Origin of the sequence: Hyalangium gracile, assembly GCF_020103725.1 — a bacterium.
GTDB lineage: Bacteria > Myxococcota > Myxococcia > Myxococcales > Myxococcaceae > Hyalangium > Hyalangium gracile.
Genome location: NZ_JAHXBG010000011.1, coordinates 191,397 through 207,283, shown reverse-complemented (window position 1 = coordinate 207,283; position 15,887 = coordinate 191,397). Strand labels below are relative to the sequence as shown.

The following is a 15,887-nucleotide window of genomic DNA, read 5'->3' as shown; positions in this document are numbered from 1 at the left end:
GTGCGCGCCCATCTCCTCCTGCCGCTGCTGCTGTCCACCGCCTGTGCCTGGGAGGCCGGAGAGGGCTTCGCCGTGCTCCAGCCCTCCCTGCGCGCCGCGTACACACCGATCGCCGGCCGCGACGCCGGAGACGGCTACCAGCGCCTCAGCTCCGACTTCCAGGTGCGCGTGATGACCGCGCGGATGCGGCTGGAGCGCATCGAGCTGCTCGGCAACGCTGGCGCCAGCGGCCCCACCACCTTCGATCCGTCCAACCCTCCGCCGGGCTACACCATCTGCCACAACGGGCACTGCGACCGGGAGGACGGCGCGCTCATTCCCTATGACCAGGTCGCCGCCGAGCTGGCCGGAGGAGGCGCCGCGGCCACGACGGTCGCCACCCTGCCCGTGGGCGAGCTGGATCTGCTGGCCCCGGAGACGCGCGAGCTGGAGTGCCAGCCAGACTGCGAGCTGCCCCGCATCACCGTGTCCAGCGGCCGGTGGACGCTCACGGCGCTGCGGCTCGAGGGCACCGTGCGCGATGGGCGCGCCCCGCCCCGCTTCGAGGGCGAGCGCCCCTTCCGGCTCGAGCTCACCCAGGCCAACCCCTCCGCCGAGCCGGTCGCGGTGCTCACGGCGGAGCTCGACGTTCCCTCGGACCGAGCGAACGCCCCGCGAGTCGTCATGGCGCTGGGGCTCGAGCTGACGCCCACCGTCTTCGATCCCGTGAACTGGGCGGCGGCCACGCCAGGCCCGAACGGCACGGTGGACCTGAACGCTTCGGAGAATGCCGCGACGCGTACCCGGCTCCTCGAGAGCTTCTCGGAGCTGGCCCCCAAGGTGGAGGTAGAGCGTGAAGGCCGATGATCCCTCCAAGCCGGCCGCCCCGGCTCCGAGCTCCGAGCTGCTGCTGTCGTGCGAGGAGCTGGCGGTCGGCTTCGGAGAGACGCCCCTGCTGCCCCCGTTCAACCTGCAGATCCGGCGCGGCAGCTTCATCTCCGTGGTGGGCCGCAACGGCTCGGGCAAGAGCACCTGGTTCAAGACGCTGCTGGGCATGCTGCCGCCCGTCTCGGGCCGCGTCGTGAAGAACAAGCCTCTGCTGAAGTGCTCCTACATGCCGCAGACGGTGGGCATCGACTCCGTGCTGCCCATGCGCCCCCGGGAGATGGTCCTCTGGGGCCGGCTGACGGGCTGGAACTTCCTCAACCCCTTCGCCTCGCGGCAGGACCGCAAGCTCGCGGAGGCCGCGCTCGACACCGCCGGCGCGCGCGAGTTCGCCAACCGCCCCTACCGCGATCTGTCCGAGGGGCAGAAGCAGCGCTCACTGCTCGCCCGGGTGATCGCCAGCGAGGCGGACCTCGTCCTGCTGGACGAGCCCACCGCCGCCATGGACGCCGTGGCCGAGAAGGAGACCATGAAGCGCCTGGTCTGGATGGCGCGCGAGCGGAACATGGCCGTGGTGGTGGTCAGCCATGATCTCACCCTGGCCGCCGAGCACGCGAACACCATGGTCTTCCTGGATCGGGAGACTCCCGCCGTCATCGCCGGCGACGCGAAGACGGTCTTCTGCCACCCCGCCTTCCGTCACCAGTACGGTGACGAGTACTGCACTCGCGCCACCACGGGAGGCCACCTTGGACACGTCCATGGTTGAGCCCTCGAAGTGGGAGCAGTTCCAGGCCAGCTTCGAGCTGTTCCGCGACCCCATCCTCTGCGCCCTGATCGCCGGAGGCGTGCTCGGCTTCCTGAGCGTCTACGTGGTGCTGCGGCGCATGGTGTTCGTCAGCGCCGCCACCACCCACGCGGCGGGCCTGGGCGTGGCGCTCGCCTTCTTCGCGGAGATCCACCTGGGCATCTCCATCAACCCGACGCTGGGGGCCACCGGGCTGTCCCTGCTGGCGACGCTGCTCCTGATGATGGAGCCCGCGAAGCTGAAGCTCACCCGCGAGAGCCTGCTCGGCCTGGCCTTCGCGTTCGCCGGCGGCGCGGCCGTGCTCGTGGGAGACCGCATCGCCCAGGAGGCCCATGACATCCAGGGCATCCTCTTCGGCACCGCGGTGCTGGTGACGCCGGAGCAGCTCACCGGCGTGTCGGTGGTGGGCGTCCTCGTGCTCGTCATCCACCTGTGGTGGTTCCGCGGCATCACCTTCGCCAGCTTCGACCGGATTGGCGCCAGCGTGCAGGGCCTGCCGGTGCGGCTGCTGGACGCGGTGGTGATGGTCTCCATCGGCGTCATGGTGGGCGTGTCGGCCCGGGCGCTCGGCGCGCTGCCCGTGTTTGCCTTCTCCACGCTGTCGGCCATCGCCGCGCTGGTGCTGGACCTGAAGCTGGGGTGGACGTTCCTGCTGGCCACGCTCGGCGGCATCATCGCGGGCGTGGGGGGCTATCTCTTCGCTTTCTTCTATGACTTCCCCGTCGGCGGCTCCCAGACGGTGCTCTCGAGCGCCCTGGTGCTCCTCACCGTGAGCATCCGCGGCCTGCGCGTCCTCGTCAGTCCCAGGCTCTGAGCCCCACGGCCGTTTCGCTGGCGGCCTCCCGAGTGAGCCGATATGCGCCCGCTCACGGAGCGTTCCAGGGGTATGCCCCCATCCCCTGGAGCGATCTTGCCGCAGCGAGTCCTGCTGACCTGCATCCTTGCGCTCACGGTCGCCTGTGCTCGGAACACCGTGCCCGACTCGGTGTCGGGGCCCGCGGCACCCAAGTACGAGCACGTCTTCCTCAAGCCGGTGGGCGAGGCCCTGGAAGAGACGCGCAAGCTGCTGGCGGAGAAGGGCTACTCCTTCGAGCAGACCGAGGATCCGCACATGCTGCTCACCACCTGGTCGGCGCCGAGGCTCGCGAGCAATCAGTGGGGCAACGACATCCAGTACCGCTACATGGTGAACGGGCTCCAGGTCGGTCCCCGGCAGTCCGTGGTCCGCGTCTTCAAGATGATCCGGACGAACATCAGCAACAACAGCGAGCAGCGGCCCCAGCTCTACAAGTTCATGCAGTACCAGCACACCGACTTCGCGTCCCAGGAGCGCAACCCGATCGAGAAGCAGAACCAGGACCGGGGCACGATGATGGGCACGCGCGACCTGGTCATCGAGAAGGAGCTGACCGCGCGCCTGGAGGCCAGCGCCGGCATCGAGGTGGTTGCTCGCGACGTGACGCCCGAGCCCGACCGTGCCCAGCTCCGCTCCATGGACTTCTACCTCGACCGCTGGAGGACCGAGGGGGAGCCGCGGAACACGGAGGTGTCACCCTGCCCCCAGCAGGTGCGTGGCCTGACGCAGCTCCTCCAGCCCGGGCGGACGATCCTGATCGGCGAGCAGCTCGGCAGCCGGGAGGCGCCCGCCGTCGTGGGTGACGTGGCGTGCCAGTCCGCCAGCACCGGCCTGTCCGTGGTCCTGGGCCTGTCCATCCCCCGCACCGAGCAGGGGCGCATCAACCGCTACCTGGCCAGCCCCGGCTCTCCGTCCGACCAGGACGAGCTGCTGCGCGGCCTGTTCTGGCGCCGGCCCTACCAGGATGGACGCAGCAGCCGCGCCATCATGGATCTCATCGACCGCATGCGCTCGCTGCGCACCTATGGCCTGTTCGTCACCGTGGTGGCCTACGACACGGAGGAGGCCACCGGCACCGAGCGTGACGCGAGGCTGGCCGAGCTGTGGGCCGCACGCCGCAAGGCGCATCCGGACGAGCTCTTCATCGTCCTGGCGGGCAACACGCACACGCGCGTGGTCCAGGGCACTCCGTGGGACCGCGACTTCGTCCCCATGGCGAAGCGGCTGGTGAGCAGCGAGCCGAACCTGCTGGTGCTGGACCTGAGCTATGCCCGAGGCAAGCGCTGGGGCTGCGATCTGAACCGGGCTGCGAAGCTGGTGTGCACCGTGGTGGCCGCCGCGCCGACCGAGCGCGTGGCCGCGCCTCCCGGGCAGACGCCGTACGTCACGCTCTTCTCCCAGCCCACCGACGAGGGCTACCACGGGCTGCTCTACGTGGGCGCGCTCTCCCCGGCGCTGCCCGCCACGGCCCTGGAAGGCCACGAGCTGCCGCCCTCCTCGGGCGTCCCCACCCCGCCCGAGCGCCCCCAGCGCTGAGCCTCAGGCAGCGGGGGCGGGCCTCGCAGCGGGCTCACAGCAGGCCCTGCACAAGGTCCGGTTGCGCCAGTGAGCCGACGCCAGCAGCACGCCCCCGCCCAGCGTCAGGCCGGTCTCGAGCACCTCCGTGAGCCCGCTCCCGTCCTCGGGCAGCAGGAAGCCCGCGCTCGCCAGCAGCCCGAGCGCCACCGCCGCGAGCACCAGCACGGAGCCGCGGCGGTGCCTGCGGACTCCCGGCACGAAGGCGGCGAGCGCGGTTGCCGCGACGAACGCCAGCAGCCCGCGATGGACCGCTTCCCCCTCCAGCAGCTCGGCGGCGGCGGAAGGCAGGAAGCCCAGCACCAGCGGGAGCGCCACGCAGTGCACGATGCACAGCGCGGAGAGCGCCTGCCCCGCCCGGTCCCAGTCCCATGCGAAACGCGCGGAGCTCAACCGGACACCCGCTTTCGGGCGCGGAGCAGCATCGGCCCCTCATCCACCGCCATCTCGGAGCTCACGACGCGCAGGTGGCGCCCCCGCCCCGCCATGAACGCCCGGGCCCGCTGCAGCTCGGGCAGGTGCGGATCCGCCTCCCGCCAGCACTCGAGGAAGGCGGTGAAGTCCGAGACGGCCTCCGGCAAGCGCCCCAGCGCCACCCGGGCCTCGGCGACCAGGAAGCGCGCGTGGCCACTGCCCGGCCGCTCCGCCGCGAACTCCTCGGCCAGCTCCAGCGCCTTCTCCTCCCGGCCGAAGCGCATGCGCACCCGGGCCAGCGTCTCCCTGGCGGGCCGGGAGAACGGCGCGGGCCCGGCCGCTCGCAGGCGGCGCTCCAGACGGACGGCCCGGATGAGGGTGGCCTCCGCTCGGGCGGGATCTCCTCGACGGGCGTCCAGGGCGCCGCGCAGCTCGTCCGCCGCCACCTCCACCAGCCGCGCCACATCGCGAGGACAGAGCAGGTGACTCTCCGCCCGTCGCTCCTCGTTCAGCGGCCCGTGCATCGCATCGAGCGACTCGCACGCGCGCTCCGCCTCCACGAGCCGACCCGCCTCCAGGGCGCTCAGCCCGCGGGTGTAGCGGCGCAGCCCCTCGAGCAGCCCGCGCTCCGCGGGAGGAGCGTCCGCGGACGGCTCCGCGTGCAGCTCCGCCGCGGCCCGCCAGAAGCCGAAGCGCAGGTGCAGGCTGGCCAGGGTGCACGTCGCCAGCAGCATCGCCTGGCTGTCCCCCGCAACCTCCACCCGGTTGCGGAGACGACGTGCCCAGATCTGCCCCTCCCGGTACTGTCCGGCCTCGGCGCAGACGGAGACGAGGAGCCGCATCGCCTCCGCGGCGAGCGGCGCCGCATTCACGGGCAGCGACTGCTCGGCCACCCACGCGTCATCCGCCTCGATCGCCAGCTGGAGCGCCGTGCGCGCCTGCTCCGTGTGCCCCAGCCGCATCAGCAGCCGGCCAGCCCCCACCAGGTACGGGCTCACCCGAGCGCCGAGCGAGAGCAGCCGCAGCGCGCTGTCCAAGGCCTCCTTGGGACGTCGGCTGCCCAGCATGGAGGTGACCCAGGCCAGGTGGACCCCTTCATGGTGCGGATGCGTGCGAAGCAGCTCCCTCAAGAGCACCTGCGCGTAAGGCTGCCCCGCGCAGGGCCGGCCATCCGCCTCGTACCCGTCCATCAGGAACCCCGCGAGGAGCAGTCGCGCCTCCGGATCCTCCGGGTGACAGTCGATGAGGCTCTCCATCTCCCGCACGAAGGCATGGCGCCCGTTGGAGGGCCCCTTGTCGGCCAGCAGGCTCGCCGCGACGATGTAGCGCTGCTCCAGATCCGTGGCGCCCTCGCACAGCGCGAGCGCCTTGCGGATGGCCTCGGCGCGATCGGCGGCGAACCGTCCCCCGGCACCACGCGCGAGGGCCAGCCCCCACCACGCCATGGCGAGGCTCGGATCCTGCCGCGATGCCTCGGCGAAGGCCCGGCGCGCCTCGGCGCCCCACCCCATGTGCAGCAGGCGGAGCCCCTGATCGAAGTACGCCTGCGCCAGCGGGACCTTCGTCGTCACCGGGAGGTGGGCGCTCCCCAGCCCCTCGCGAAGTGGCGGCGTGGGCAGCTCGGCGTCCGGGAGCTCGTCCCAGGCACCCCGGGAGAACAAGGGAGACTCATCGGTTCGCAGCAGTCGCGCCAGCATGCGGTCCTCTCATGCCCCCAACGGCAGGGGCGGTGAAGTCGTTCACAACGGAATCCAGGGAGCGGGCACGCGCGGCGATCCGCCACCACGCATCGGCCAGCTCCCCCACCTGCACGGGGGGCGCCTTCCGACGCTCCGCGAAGCACGCGGAGCGCCACGACAGCCCCACCTCCCGCGCCACCCACGCCTCATACCCGCCCATCCACTCCGACAGCGTCACCACGGCGGCGCGGCACAGCCGCTGCTCTTCGGGCGTGCTGGGAGCCTGCGCGGAGCCCAGCGCCTCCGCCTCGAAGACGGGCCACCTCACGAGGGCCCTGTCCACCCGAAGCGGCGTGAAGCCATCCCGCCGGATGTAGATGGACTCGTCGCTGTCGCCGCACAGCGCGCCGAAGGCCCACAGCTTGAGGACCCCGCCTCCCGGCAGCGAGCCGGTGTACACGCTGCCGCCCTTCTGTCCTTCGGGCGGGCGCTCGCGCGACAGCCCGCGCCGCAGCAGCAGGTTGCCCTCCGGGTGGTTCACATCCCGCCCGAGGCACCACATGGAGATCTCGAACAGGCGCTCCCCATCCCGGCGAAGCTCCAGGGGAAGCGTGAGAGGCAGGGTCGGTGTCATCGCCGGAGCCTCAGCTCGCCTTGGGCTTCACGCCCTTGCGAGGCTTCGTGTCCCCGAAGAGGGCGGCGTGCGTCACCTGCTCCCCGCCCTTCTTGGTGAGCAGCGCGTTCACCGCGCGAACGATCTTCCCGCGCACCCGGGGAGGCAGCGGCTGATCCGCGATCGCGGCCCGGAGCTGCTGCTCGCTCACGCCCCGCCCGCTCTTCGGCTTGGCGATGCCGAGCTCCGCGTAGGACTTGCCCTGGGTGTCCTTGTCGTGCCGCTTCGCCCAGCGCTTGCGCTCCAGGGCGACGTCGTCCTCGGAGTGGGCCTCGAGCTGCGCCGACAGGCGCTTGAGGACCTTGGTGTCGATCTGCTTGTCGTTCAGGAACTGCTGGAAGCTACCCATGCGTCATCTCCAGGAAGAACCGCGAGAAGAGGCAGGCACGAGCCCGCCTCGGGAATCCGGGAGGGAGGCGCGAGCACCTCCCCCCGGCTACAACCAGGTCTCAGTGACCGCCCAGCATCCGCTGGTGGTCCTCGCGCATCTGCTCGTGCTCGCGGACCATGGCCTCGTGCTCCGCGCGCATCCGCTCGTGCTCGGTCTGCATGCGCTCGTGCTCGCTCGACGCCGCCGAGGTGTCACCCCCGTGCGTGGTCTCGAGCTGACCGTGCTGCTCGACGAGCTGCTTGTGGCTCTCCATCACCGCGCCATGCCGCTCGAGGAGCTGCTGGTGCTTCGCCTCGAGCGCGTCGTGCTCGGCGTCCGCCGCGGAGCCCTTCGCCTTGTCGTGCTCGTCGCTCCAGGCCTTGTGGTCCGCCTCCATCTTCTCGTGGGCGGCCTCCATGGCCTGGTGCTCGGCCTCCATCTTCTCGTGGGCCGAGACCAGCTCCGGGTGGGCCGCGGACGGAGACTTCGCGCAGGCCACCAGCCCCAGCAGCCCGAGCAGCAGGATCGTCGTCTTCATGCGCTCAGTCCTCATGGTCGTGCTCATGGTTCGCCTCGACGATGACCAGCCCGACGGAGGTCTCCGTGGTGGGACCGAAGCTGAGGGTGTGCGTGCCCACCTGCAGCGCGAACGTGTGGCGACGCTTGATCTCGTCGCACTCGGAGGAGCCCGTGCCGCTGACCTCGGGCTCGATCGTCTGACCGTTCGCGGTCTTGACGGTCACCGGCACCGCGCCGTTGAGGTACACGGTGTAGTCGGCGGCCTCCGACACGGCGAACGAGACGATCCCGCCCTTGCCGCTCACCGCGTCGATGAGCGCGATGTCATAGCGGCGATGATCGTTGCTCACCGCGGGCGCGCCGGTGTTGTCGGTGGAAGCCGTGAGGGAGGAAGAGGGCCCCTCCTGGAGGTGCTCGCAAGCGTCGGCATCGACGCTCTCCTCATCGTCGCCGCAACCGGCGACCAGCGCGGCGGACAGCAAGACAGCGGAAAGAAGCTTCATCTTCATGTGTGTGTGACTCCACGGGTTGGTACGGCGGTACGGCATCAGCACGCCCCCCGCGCACCGCGTTGCTCGGGCAGGAGCATCGGCGCACGACGGGCGACAGCGGGGAGATGGAGAGCTGGGGACGGAGCGCTGGCGCGCGGACGAAGCCCACGCGCGGCGGAGCCTCACGTCAGCCGAGGGGGACACACGCCGCGAGGCTCACGCGCTGAGCGGGCCCAGGGACGTGTGACGGCGATGGCCGGATCCCCCCCGTACGGCACACGGGTGCCGCACGGCGGACGTGCTCCGAGTGGCTCAGGACAGCGGAGGAGACGACTTGGGCGCCAGACGGAGCCGGGCGACGGGCTCCGGGTGGATCTGCCGCGGGGCGAGAGCCCTTCCAGGCTCGATCGCGACCTCCGCCTCGAACGGCACGCTGGCCGTGGGGGCCAGCCCTTCCCGGCGGAAGAAGGTGTGGGCGCAGTGGGCGTCGGCGCCGTGGGAGGCCGCGACGCTCTGGCTGGACTGGGTGACGCGCTCGTCGGCGAAGGAGACCTCCACCGGCCGAGGCTGCACGGCCCCCTGGTCTTCATCGACGTGGATGGACTCGCCATGCTCCAAGCACGTGGAGTGCTGGACGAAGGCGAAGTGCATCGCGCTGCCCAGGTACACCACGGCGCAGAGCACCACGAACGGCAGCGCCAACACGCGCCTGCGCCGGGGGCTCCACTCCGGATGATGGGCAGAAAGGCTCACGTCCACGAATTCCAAGATGAACTGCGATTGTGTTTGTAAGCCAGGTCCAAGCGCGGTGCAAGGTGCGTCTCACCCCCCGCCCAGCGCACGCTCCACGAACTGCATCCGATCGTTGCCGAAGAACATCTCCTCCCCCACGAAGAACGTCGGGGCTCCAAAGGCGCCGCGAGCGATGGCCTCGTCGGTGTTGCGGCGCAGCGCGTCCTTGATGTCCTGGGACTCGGCCTTGGCCAGCGCCTGCTGCGGCTCCAGCTCCGCCGCGCGCGCCAGCTCCGCGAGCACGCCCGGCTCGTTCAGGTCCTTGCCGTCGACGAACGCGGCCCGGTAGGCGGCGTGGGAGAACGCGGCGATGCGCCCCTGCTCGGCGGCCACCAGCCCCAGGCGGTTGGCCTTCAGCGAGTTGATGGGGAAGGTGCCCGGCATCTGGAACGGCGGCAGGCCCAGGTAGCGCGTCCAGTCCAGGAGATCCTTGGCCAGATAGGCGGCCTTGCTCGCGGTGCTGATGGGTGGCACGTTGCCGGTGGCCTTGAAGACGGCCCCCAGGAGAAAGGGGCGCCAGCGAAGCTCGGCTCCGGTACGCTTCGCCAGCGCCTCCACCTGCGCGGAGGCCAGGTAGGAATAGGGGCTGGCATAGTCGAAGAAGAACTCGAGCGTCCTGGCCATCTGTCGTGCTCCTTCTGGCCCTCGTGGGGTCCAGGGGTGTGAAGAGGATCTATCCCCGTGAATGAACTTTTAGAAGTGCTGCGGTTCCAGGCTCCCAAGTTCGGCGCCGAGCTGGCGAAAACCGCCTACCAGCGAGGCCTGGCAGTGACCCAGAAGGATGGGACCACGATCCCCATTCCCGTCACCGCCACCCCCGTCATCCTGGACGCCGCGGAGATCCGCCGCCGCTCCGAGCTGGCCGCCCGGCTGGGCTCGGCCACCCTGAAGATGGGCGACGCGGTGCTCAACGGCGCCTCCAGCGAGGTGCTGCTCGGGGCGCTGTCTCCGCTCGAGCGCTCCATCGCCGAGCGCACCTGGAAGCAGCTCGCCCGGCTGCCCAACACGCGCGTGGACTTCTTCGTCAACACGGCGAACCAGCCCCGCGCGCTGGAGATCAACACCACCATCCCCGCGATGCAGGGCTACTCGGACATCGCGGCGCGCACCTTCCTCGAGGTGGTGGCCCGCCACTTCGGCTACCCCGAGAAGGCCATCCACGCGCTGCTGACGCTCAACGGCAGCAACGCCCTGGCCCTCTACCGCGCGCTGCTGGACGGGTACGCCCTTGAGCGTCGCGGGAAGCTGCCGGACACCATCGCCCTGCTCTGCCGCCGCAACGACGCGCAGATCACCGAGCTGCGCTACCTGGCCGAGCGCTTCCGGGAGTTCGGCGCGGACGCGGACGTCGTCCACCCGGACGAGGTGTCCGGAGACGACGCCTTCATCGTGAACGGCAAGAAGTACGATCTGGTCTACCGCCACCTCTTCGTGCGGCGGCTGGAGGAGACGCCCTCGCCCTGGCTGGAGGACTTCCTGGCGACGGTGCCGGGCAGGAAGGCCGTCTTCCTCAACCCGCCCTCGACGCACATGGAGGTGAAGACGACGTTCGCCCTGCTCTCGCAGGCCGCGGCTGATCCGGAGCTGGCGCAGGGCGCGGGCCTGAGCCCCGAGGAGCTGGCGGCCATCCGCGACTGCGTGCCCTGGACACGGCGCTTCCGCCGAGGCCCCGGCGTGGGTCCCGGAGGCGAGGCGCTGGACGATCTGGTGGCCGCCGTGGCCGCCGAGCCGAGCCGCTTCGTCCTCAAGCGCGCCTGGGACTACGGCGGGAAGGCCGTCTTCCTCGGACGCTCCGTGGGCAGCGTCCCGTACAACGAGCGCACCCAGGCGCTCTACGGCGGCCCGCTGACGTGGCCGGAGCTGTGCGAGCGCGCCGCCACGGACACCACCGGCGGCGGCTTCGTGGTGCAGGAGCTCGTCCAGACGACGCCCGAGGACCACTTCGTCTGCACCGAGTCCGGCGCGCTGCCCACGTCCTTCTACGTGGACTACTCCGCGTATGCCTCGGTGGGGCTCTCCAAGCAGCCGGCCTGGGGCGGCGTGTGCCGGGGCTCCATGGGAGAGATCGTCAACATCATGGGCGGAGGCGGCGTGCTGCCGCTCATCACCACCGAGGTCGCCCACAAGCTGCTCATGGCCTGGAAGGCCATCTGAGCCACGGAATCCACGAGCAGCGCGACAGCCCGGCTGGCGCCCGTGCGCCAGTGGATGGCGCGCGGCCCCCCCGCTTCACGTTATAAGGGGGGGGCATCGCCGGGGCCTTCCCGGCGCCGGAAAGGACGAAGCACACATGGCGTGGGAAACCAATGGATGGCAGACGACCTCCTCGGAGGAGGCCAACTCCGTCCTCGTTCAGGAGTCTCGCCGCGCGTTCATGTCGCGCGTGTATGGCTGGATGTTCGCCGGCCTGTGGATCACCGGCGTGATGGCGGTGGTCACCGTCAGCAACGAGGCGCTGCTGAACGTGGCCCTCACCTGGCGCATCCCGCTGCTGCTGGCGGAGCTGGGCCTGGTCTTCGCGCTCTCGTTCCTGGCGCCCCGACTGTCCGGCGCGGTGGCCGGGCTGATGTTCATCGGCTACGCGGCGCTCACCGGGATGACACTGTCCATCTACTTCCTCATCTACACCGCGGGCTCCATCGGCGAGGCCTTCCTGCTGACGGGTGGCGTCTTCGGCGCGATGAGCATCTACGGCACGGTGACCAAGAAGGACCTGAGCGGCTGGGGCGCCTTCCTCTTCATGGGCCTGGTGGGAGTCATCGTCGCCGGCGTGGTGAACATCTTCCTGCGCAGCGACATGATGTCCTTCGTCACCTCCTGCGCCTGCGTCGTCGTCTTCGCGGGCCTGACGGCCTATGACACGCAGAAGCTGCGGCAGATGCACGCCGCCAGCGGCTACGGCTCCGTCGCCTCGCTGAGCATCGTGGGCGCGCTCACGCTGTACCTGGACTTCATCAACCTCTTCCTCGCGCTGCTGCGGCTGTTCGGCCGCCGCCGCTAGTCTCACGGAAGAAGAGGGCTGAAGCCCTCGCGGTACCGGAGGCGGTGGAGACTGGCGCTCGGCGTCAGCTCCCCGCCTTCGTCGTTTCCGGCGTCTGCAGCTCCACCAGCTTCGGCTCCTTCTTCGAGGCCTGGAACTTCATCAGCAGCCGCTCCACCGGACGCCCGCCGATGAGGTGCTCCTCGACGATGGTGGGCACGTCCTCCAGCTTCACGTTCCCGTACCAGACACCCTCCGGATAGACGACGACGGAGGGGCCGAAGGCGCACGTGTCCAGGCAGCCGGCCGCGTTGGCGCGCATCTGCCCCTTGATGCCGCGCTTCTCCAGCTCCGTCTTGAAGGCGGCTCGGATTTCCTCGCTGCCCTTGGTGGCGCAGCACCCCTTGGGGTGCCCATCGGGGCGGCGGTTCGTACACACGAAGACATGGCGCTGGAATGGAGGAGGCATGGCGTTCTCCTCCTAACGCACACCCTGTCCGAAAGCGACCACCGCCCGCTCCTGCCCCCTCCCCGCTCGCCGGCGGGGGACTAGGCACAGGTGGGATCCGTGAGCAGACTCACAGCAAATATCCGCTTGTGATCAGACTCAGCTCCGCAGTGTGACCATACATGGCTTGCCACATGAATACTTTCCACGCGACGCACCTTGATTTCGGCCGGGAAACGGCACTAGAAACGCGCCCCCCAGCTGCCCTGGCCGGTCGCGGTCCCGGCGAGCAGCAGGTGGTAGCGGCCCAGGCAACACCCCTACATATTGGGGGCAGGACAGTGAGGGACACAGGATATGGGGTTCAGCTTCTGTACCGGGTGGGCTCCCCTCACTGGCTTCCGTTCGAGCGCCTGGCAGCTGCTGTCCCGGTCCAGCAGTCCCCTGTCCGTTCGCTCGGCGCTGTCCGAGGCCGATCAGCAGGTCCCCTAGGGATCTCGCGGGGTTGAGGGGTTCTGCAAAATTTTGCATCCACACTTTGAGTGAAACGCCCGAGCAGCACCGGAGGTCGGTCCATGGAGAAGGATCTGGTTTCGAAGCCGGCAATCAATGGGAAGAAGGCGGCCAAGAAGGCGAAGAGCGCCTCCGGCGGGCTGACGGTGAAGCGCTTCTTCACGACGCCCGGGGTGGATCCGGCGGACGAGCTGGCCTGGGAGTACCGCTCGGCGGGAATCACCGGTGAGGACGGGCGCGTCGTCTTCGAGCAGAAGCAGATCGAGGTGCCGAAGTCCTGGTCCATGCTGGCGACGAACGTCGTGGCGTCCAAGTACTTCCGCGGCACCCCGGGCACGCCCGAGCGCGAGAGCAGCGTGCGCAAGCTGGTGGCCCGCGTGGTGGACACGGTGACGGCCTGGGGCGTGGAGGGCGGCTACTTCGCCTCGGAGGCGGACCGGGAGACGTTCCACGCGGAGCTGACGCACCTGCTGCTGCGCCAGAAGGCGTCCTTCAACTCGCCCGTCTGGTTCAACGTGGGCGTGGAGGCGCATCCGCAGTGCTCGGCGTGCTTCATCAACTCGGTGGATGACTCCATGGAGTCCATCCTCACGCTGGCCAAGACGGAGGGCATGCTCTTCAAGTACGGCTCGGGCACCGGCAGCAACCTGTCCAGCCTGCGCGCCAGCCGCGAGCTGCTGGCCGGCGGTGGCACCGCGTCCGGCCCGGTGTCCTTCATGAAGGGCTTCGACGCGTTCGCCGGCGTCATCAAGAGCGGCGGCAAGACGCGCCGCGCGGCGAAGATGGTCATCCTCAACGCCGAGCACCCGGACATCCTGGACTTCATCCGCTGCAAGGCGCAGGAGGAGAAGAAGGCCTGGGCGCTCATCGAGGCCGGGTACGATCCGTCCTTCAACGGCGAGGCGTACTCCTCCGTCTTCTTCCAGAACTCGAACAACTCGGTGCGCGTCACCGACGAGTTCATGAAGGCGGTGGTGGACGACGGGGCGTGGACGACGCGCGCGGTGCGCGACGGGCGGCCCATGGACACGTTCCGGGCGCGCGAGCTGTTCCGCGAGATCGCCGAGGCGGCGCACCTGTGTGGCGATCCGGGCCTGCAGTTCGACAGCACGGTGAACGCCTGGCACACGTGCGCGAACACCGCGCGCATCAACGCGTCCAACCCCTGCTCCGAGTACATGTTCCTGGATGACTCGGCGTGCAACCTGGCGTCGCTGAACCTGATGCACTTCCGCACCATCGACGGCGAGTTCGACGTCACCGCCTTCCGGCACGCGGTGGACGTGGTGCTGCTCTCGATGGAGATCATCGTCGGCTTCTCCAAGTACCCCACCGAGAAGATCACCAGGAACAGCCACGACTACCGGCCGCTGGGGCTGGGGTTCGCCAACCTGGGCGCGCTGCTGATGGCCACGGGCCTGCCGTATGACTCGACGGAGGGCCGCAACTACGCGGGCGCCATCACCTCGCTGATGTGCGGGCAGGCGTACGCCGCGAGCGCGCGCATCGCCGAGCGCCAGGGCGCCTTCGCCGGCTACGCGAAGAACGCCGAGCCGATGCTGGGCGTCATCCGCAAGCACCGCAAGGCGGCCTACCAGATCGCGCCCGAGGGCGTGAGCCAGGAGCTGTACGCGGCGCAGAAGGCGGCCTGGGACGAGGCGCTGGCGCAGGGCACCGAGCACGGCTTCCGCAACAGCCAGGTGACGGTGCTGGCGCCCACGGGGACTATCGGCTTCATGATGGACTGCGACACCACGGGCATCGAGCCGGACATCGCGCTCATCAAGTACAAGAAGCTGGTGGGCGGCGGCATGCTGAAGATCGTCAACCAGACGGTGCCGCTGGCGCTCGAGAAGCTGGGCTACCCGCAGACGCAGGCGCAGGACATCATCGGGTACCTGGACAAGCACGACACCATCGAGGGCGCGCCGCACCTCAAGCCCGAGCACCTGCCGGTGTTCGACTGCGCCTTCAAGCCGGCCAAGGGCCAGCGGAGCATCGGCTGGATGGGCCACATCCAGATGATGGAGGCGTGCCAGCCGTTCCTCTCGGGAGCCATCTCGAAGACGGTGAACATGCCGTCCAACGCCACGGTGGAGGACATCGAGAAGGCGTACCTGGAGGCCTGGAAGCGCGGGCTGAAGGCCATCGCCGTGTACCGCGACGGGTGCAAGCGGACGCAGCCGCTGAACACCTCGAAGGACAAGGTGAAGGACACGAAGGTGGCGGCGGTGGAGCCCGAGCCGGCGGTGAAGCCGGAGCCCAAGGCCGTGCGCCGGCGCCTGCCGGACGAGCGGCAGTCCATCACGCACAAGTTCTCCATCGGCGGCCACGAGGGCTACCTGACGGTGGGCATGTACGAGGACGGCACGCCGGGCGAGCTCTTCATCGTCATGGCGAAGGAGGGCTCGGTGGTGAGCGGGCTGATGGACAGCTTCGCCACCTCCGTGTCGCTAGCGCTCCAGTACGGCGTGCCGCTGCACGTGCTGACGGACAAGTTCTGCCACACCCGCTTCGAGCCGAGCGGCTTCACCGGCAACCCGGCGATCCCGATCGCCAAGTCCATCACGGACTACATCTTCCGGTGGCTGGAGCTGAAGTTCCTGCCCAAGCAGCAGGCGGAGGAGGCCGAGGTGGCGCTCGAGGCGAAGGAGGCTCCGGCGAAGCCCGCGCAGGCGGCCCTGCAGCTGCCGGTGGTGTCCACCGCGAAGAGCACCTGGCTCAACCAGGCGGACGCCCCGCCCTGCCACACCTGCGGCGCGATCATGGTGCGCAGCGGTGCCTGCTACAAGTGCTCCAACTGCGGCGCCACCAGCGGCTGCAGCTGAGCCACCCGTGAGCGGGTGACGCGAGGGCTCCGGAGCCTGGCTCCGGGGCCCTTCGTCGTTTCAGGGCCCGGAGCGCG

At 69.8% G+C, this 15,887-nt stretch carries 16 protein-coding genes; 7 read left to right on the top strand and 9 right to left on the bottom strand.

Annotated elements, in window-relative coordinates:
* The 4 genes from KY572_RS23510 to KY572_RS23495 all read left to right on the top strand — a co-directional run bounded on the left by KY572_RS23510 (nucleotide 1) and on the right by KY572_RS23495 (nucleotide 4,064).
* Nucleotides 1-846 (top strand): hypothetical protein, encoded by an 846-nt coding sequence (locus KY572_RS23510; protein WP_224245183.1) that lies wholly within the window; start codon nucleotides 1-3, stop codon nucleotides 844-846.
* Entirely contained in the window at nucleotides 833-1,633 is an 801-nt protein-coding gene (locus KY572_RS23505; RefSeq protein WP_224245182.1) for a metal ABC transporter ATP-binding protein, read from the top strand. The genes KY572_RS23510 and KY572_RS23505 overlap by 14 nt, the downstream gene beginning before the upstream one ends.
* Nucleotides 1,626-2,486: a metal ABC transporter permease gene (locus tag KY572_RS23500; RefSeq protein WP_407659989.1), complete on the top strand. Its 861-nt coding sequence runs from the start codon at nucleotides 1,626-1,628 to the stop codon at nucleotides 2,484-2,486. The genes KY572_RS23505 and KY572_RS23500 overlap by 8 nt, the downstream gene beginning before the upstream one ends.
* Before the next feature lie 96 nt (nucleotides 2,487-2,582).
* A complete protein-coding gene (locus KY572_RS23495) occupies nucleotides 2,583-4,064 on the top strand; it encodes a hypothetical protein (protein WP_224245180.1) in 1,482 nt (493 codons plus the stop codon).
* Nucleotides 4,065-4,067: 3 nt separating this feature from the next.
* Here the strand turns inward: KY572_RS23495 and KY572_RS23490 are convergent, their stop codons facing one another.
* From KY572_RS23490 to KY572_RS23455, 8 genes are all read right to left on the bottom strand, one after another.
* On the bottom strand, nucleotides 4,068-4,496 hold the full coding sequence (locus KY572_RS23490; protein ID WP_224245179.1) for a MerC domain-containing protein: 429 nt from the start codon (nucleotides 4,494-4,496) through the stop codon (nucleotides 4,068-4,070).
* Complete coding sequence (locus KY572_RS23485) at nucleotides 4,493-6,214, bottom strand: tetratricopeptide repeat protein (protein WP_224245178.1); 1,722 nt, start codon at nucleotides 6,212-6,214, stop codon at nucleotides 4,493-4,495. Before KY572_RS23485 ends, KY572_RS23490 begins: the two co-directional genes overlap by 4 nt.
* Nucleotides 6,186-6,830 carry a hypothetical protein gene (locus KY572_RS23480; protein ID WP_224245177.1) on the bottom strand — a complete coding sequence of 215 codons (645 nt, stop codon included), beginning with the start codon at nucleotides 6,828-6,830 and terminating at the stop codon, nucleotides 6,186-6,188. The genes KY572_RS23485 and KY572_RS23480 overlap by 29 nt, the downstream gene beginning before the upstream one ends.
* A gap of 10 nt (nucleotides 6,831-6,840) precedes the next feature.
* Nucleotides 6,841-7,218: a hypothetical protein gene (locus KY572_RS23475; RefSeq protein WP_224245176.1), complete on the bottom strand. Its 378-nt coding sequence runs from the start codon at nucleotides 7,216-7,218 to the stop codon at nucleotides 6,841-6,843.
* 100 nt (nucleotides 7,219-7,318) lie between these two features.
* Nucleotides 7,319-7,777 (bottom strand): hypothetical protein, encoded by a 459-nt coding sequence (locus KY572_RS23470; RefSeq protein ID WP_224245175.1) that lies wholly within the window; start codon nucleotides 7,775-7,777, stop codon nucleotides 7,319-7,321.
* Between the two features lie 4 nt (nucleotides 7,778-7,781).
* Nucleotides 7,782-8,267 (bottom strand): hypothetical protein, encoded by a 486-nt coding sequence (locus KY572_RS23465; protein ID WP_224245174.1) that lies wholly within the window; start codon nucleotides 8,265-8,267, stop codon nucleotides 7,782-7,784.
* A gap of 294 nt (nucleotides 8,268-8,561) precedes the next feature.
* Nucleotides 8,562-9,002 (bottom strand): hypothetical protein, encoded by a 441-nt coding sequence (locus KY572_RS23460; RefSeq protein WP_224245173.1) that lies wholly within the window; start codon nucleotides 9,000-9,002, stop codon nucleotides 8,562-8,564.
* Between the two features lie 69 nt (nucleotides 9,003-9,071).
* Entirely contained in the window at nucleotides 9,072-9,665 is a 594-nt protein-coding gene (locus KY572_RS23455; RefSeq protein WP_224245172.1) for a 2-hydroxychromene-2-carboxylate isomerase, read from the bottom strand.
* Between the two features lie 57 nt (nucleotides 9,666-9,722).
* Between KY572_RS23455 and KY572_RS23450 the strand changes: the two genes are divergently transcribed.
* The gene (locus tag KY572_RS23450) at nucleotides 9,723-11,195 is read left to right on the top strand and encodes a hypothetical protein (RefSeq protein WP_224245171.1); all 1,473 of its coding nucleotides are present in this window, start codon (nucleotides 9,723-9,725) and stop codon (nucleotides 11,193-11,195) included.
* A 136-nt stretch (nucleotides 11,196-11,331) separates the two neighbouring features.
* Nucleotides 11,332-12,042 carry a Bax inhibitor-1/YccA family protein gene (locus tag KY572_RS23445; protein WP_224245170.1) on the top strand — a complete coding sequence of 237 codons (711 nt, stop codon included), beginning with the start codon at nucleotides 11,332-11,334 and terminating at the stop codon, nucleotides 12,040-12,042.
* A gap of 64 nt (nucleotides 12,043-12,106) precedes the next feature.
* Here KY572_RS23445 and KY572_RS23440 read toward each other — a convergent pair whose 3' ends face one another.
* Entirely contained in the window at nucleotides 12,107-12,490 is a 384-nt protein-coding gene (locus KY572_RS23440) for a (2Fe-2S) ferredoxin domain-containing protein (RefSeq protein WP_224245169.1), read from the bottom strand.
* Between the two features lie 554 nt (nucleotides 12,491-13,044).
* On the opposite strand from KY572_RS23440, the gene KY572_RS23435 reads away from it, so the two are divergent.
* Nucleotides 13,045-15,810, top strand: a complete 2,766-nt coding sequence (locus KY572_RS23435) for a vitamin B12-dependent ribonucleotide reductase (RefSeq protein ID WP_224245168.1) — start codon at nucleotides 13,045-13,047, stop codon at nucleotides 15,808-15,810.
* Nucleotides 15,811-15,887 lie beyond the last annotated feature (77 nt).

What these genes read in the sequence shown, in the direction of transcription:
- KY572_RS23500 (WP_407659989.1), top strand. Translation starts at nt 1,626, where the DNA reads ATGGTTGAGCCCTCGAAGTGGGAGCAGTTCCAGGCCAGCTTCGAGCTG.
- KY572_RS23485 (WP_224245178.1), bottom strand. Translation starts at nt 6,214, where the DNA reads ATGCTGGCGCGACTGCTGCGAACCGATGAGTCTCCCTTGTTCTCCCGG.
- KY572_RS23480 (WP_224245177.1), bottom strand. Translation starts at nt 6,830, where the DNA reads ATGACACCGACCCTGCCTCTCACGCTTCCCCTGGAGCTTCGCCGGGAT.
- KY572_RS23475 (WP_224245176.1), bottom strand. Translation starts at nt 7,218, where the DNA reads ATGGGTAGCTTCCAGCAGTTCCTGAACGACAAGCAGATCGACACCAAG.
- KY572_RS23470 (WP_224245175.1), bottom strand. Translation starts at nt 7,777, where the DNA reads ATGAAGACGACGATCCTGCTGCTCGGGCTGCTGGGGCTGGTGGCCTGC.
- KY572_RS23465 (WP_224245174.1), bottom strand. Translation starts at nt 8,267, where the DNA reads ATGAAGATGAAGCTTCTTTCCGCTGTCTTGCTGTCCGCCGCGCTGGTC.
- KY572_RS23455 (WP_224245172.1), bottom strand. Translation starts at nt 9,665, where the DNA reads ATGGCCAGGACGCTCGAGTTCTTCTTCGACTATGCCAGCCCCTATTCC.
- KY572_RS23445 (WP_224245170.1), top strand. Translation starts at nt 11,332, where the DNA reads ATGGCGTGGGAAACCAATGGATGGCAGACGACCTCCTCGGAGGAGGCC.
- KY572_RS23440 (WP_224245169.1), bottom strand. Translation starts at nt 12,490, where the DNA reads ATGCCTCCTCCATTCCAGCGCCATGTCTTCGTGTGTACGAACCGCCGC.
- KY572_RS23435 (WP_224245168.1), top strand. Translation starts at nt 13,045, where the DNA reads ATGGAGAAGGATCTGGTTTCGAAGCCGGCAATCAATGGGAAGAAGGCG.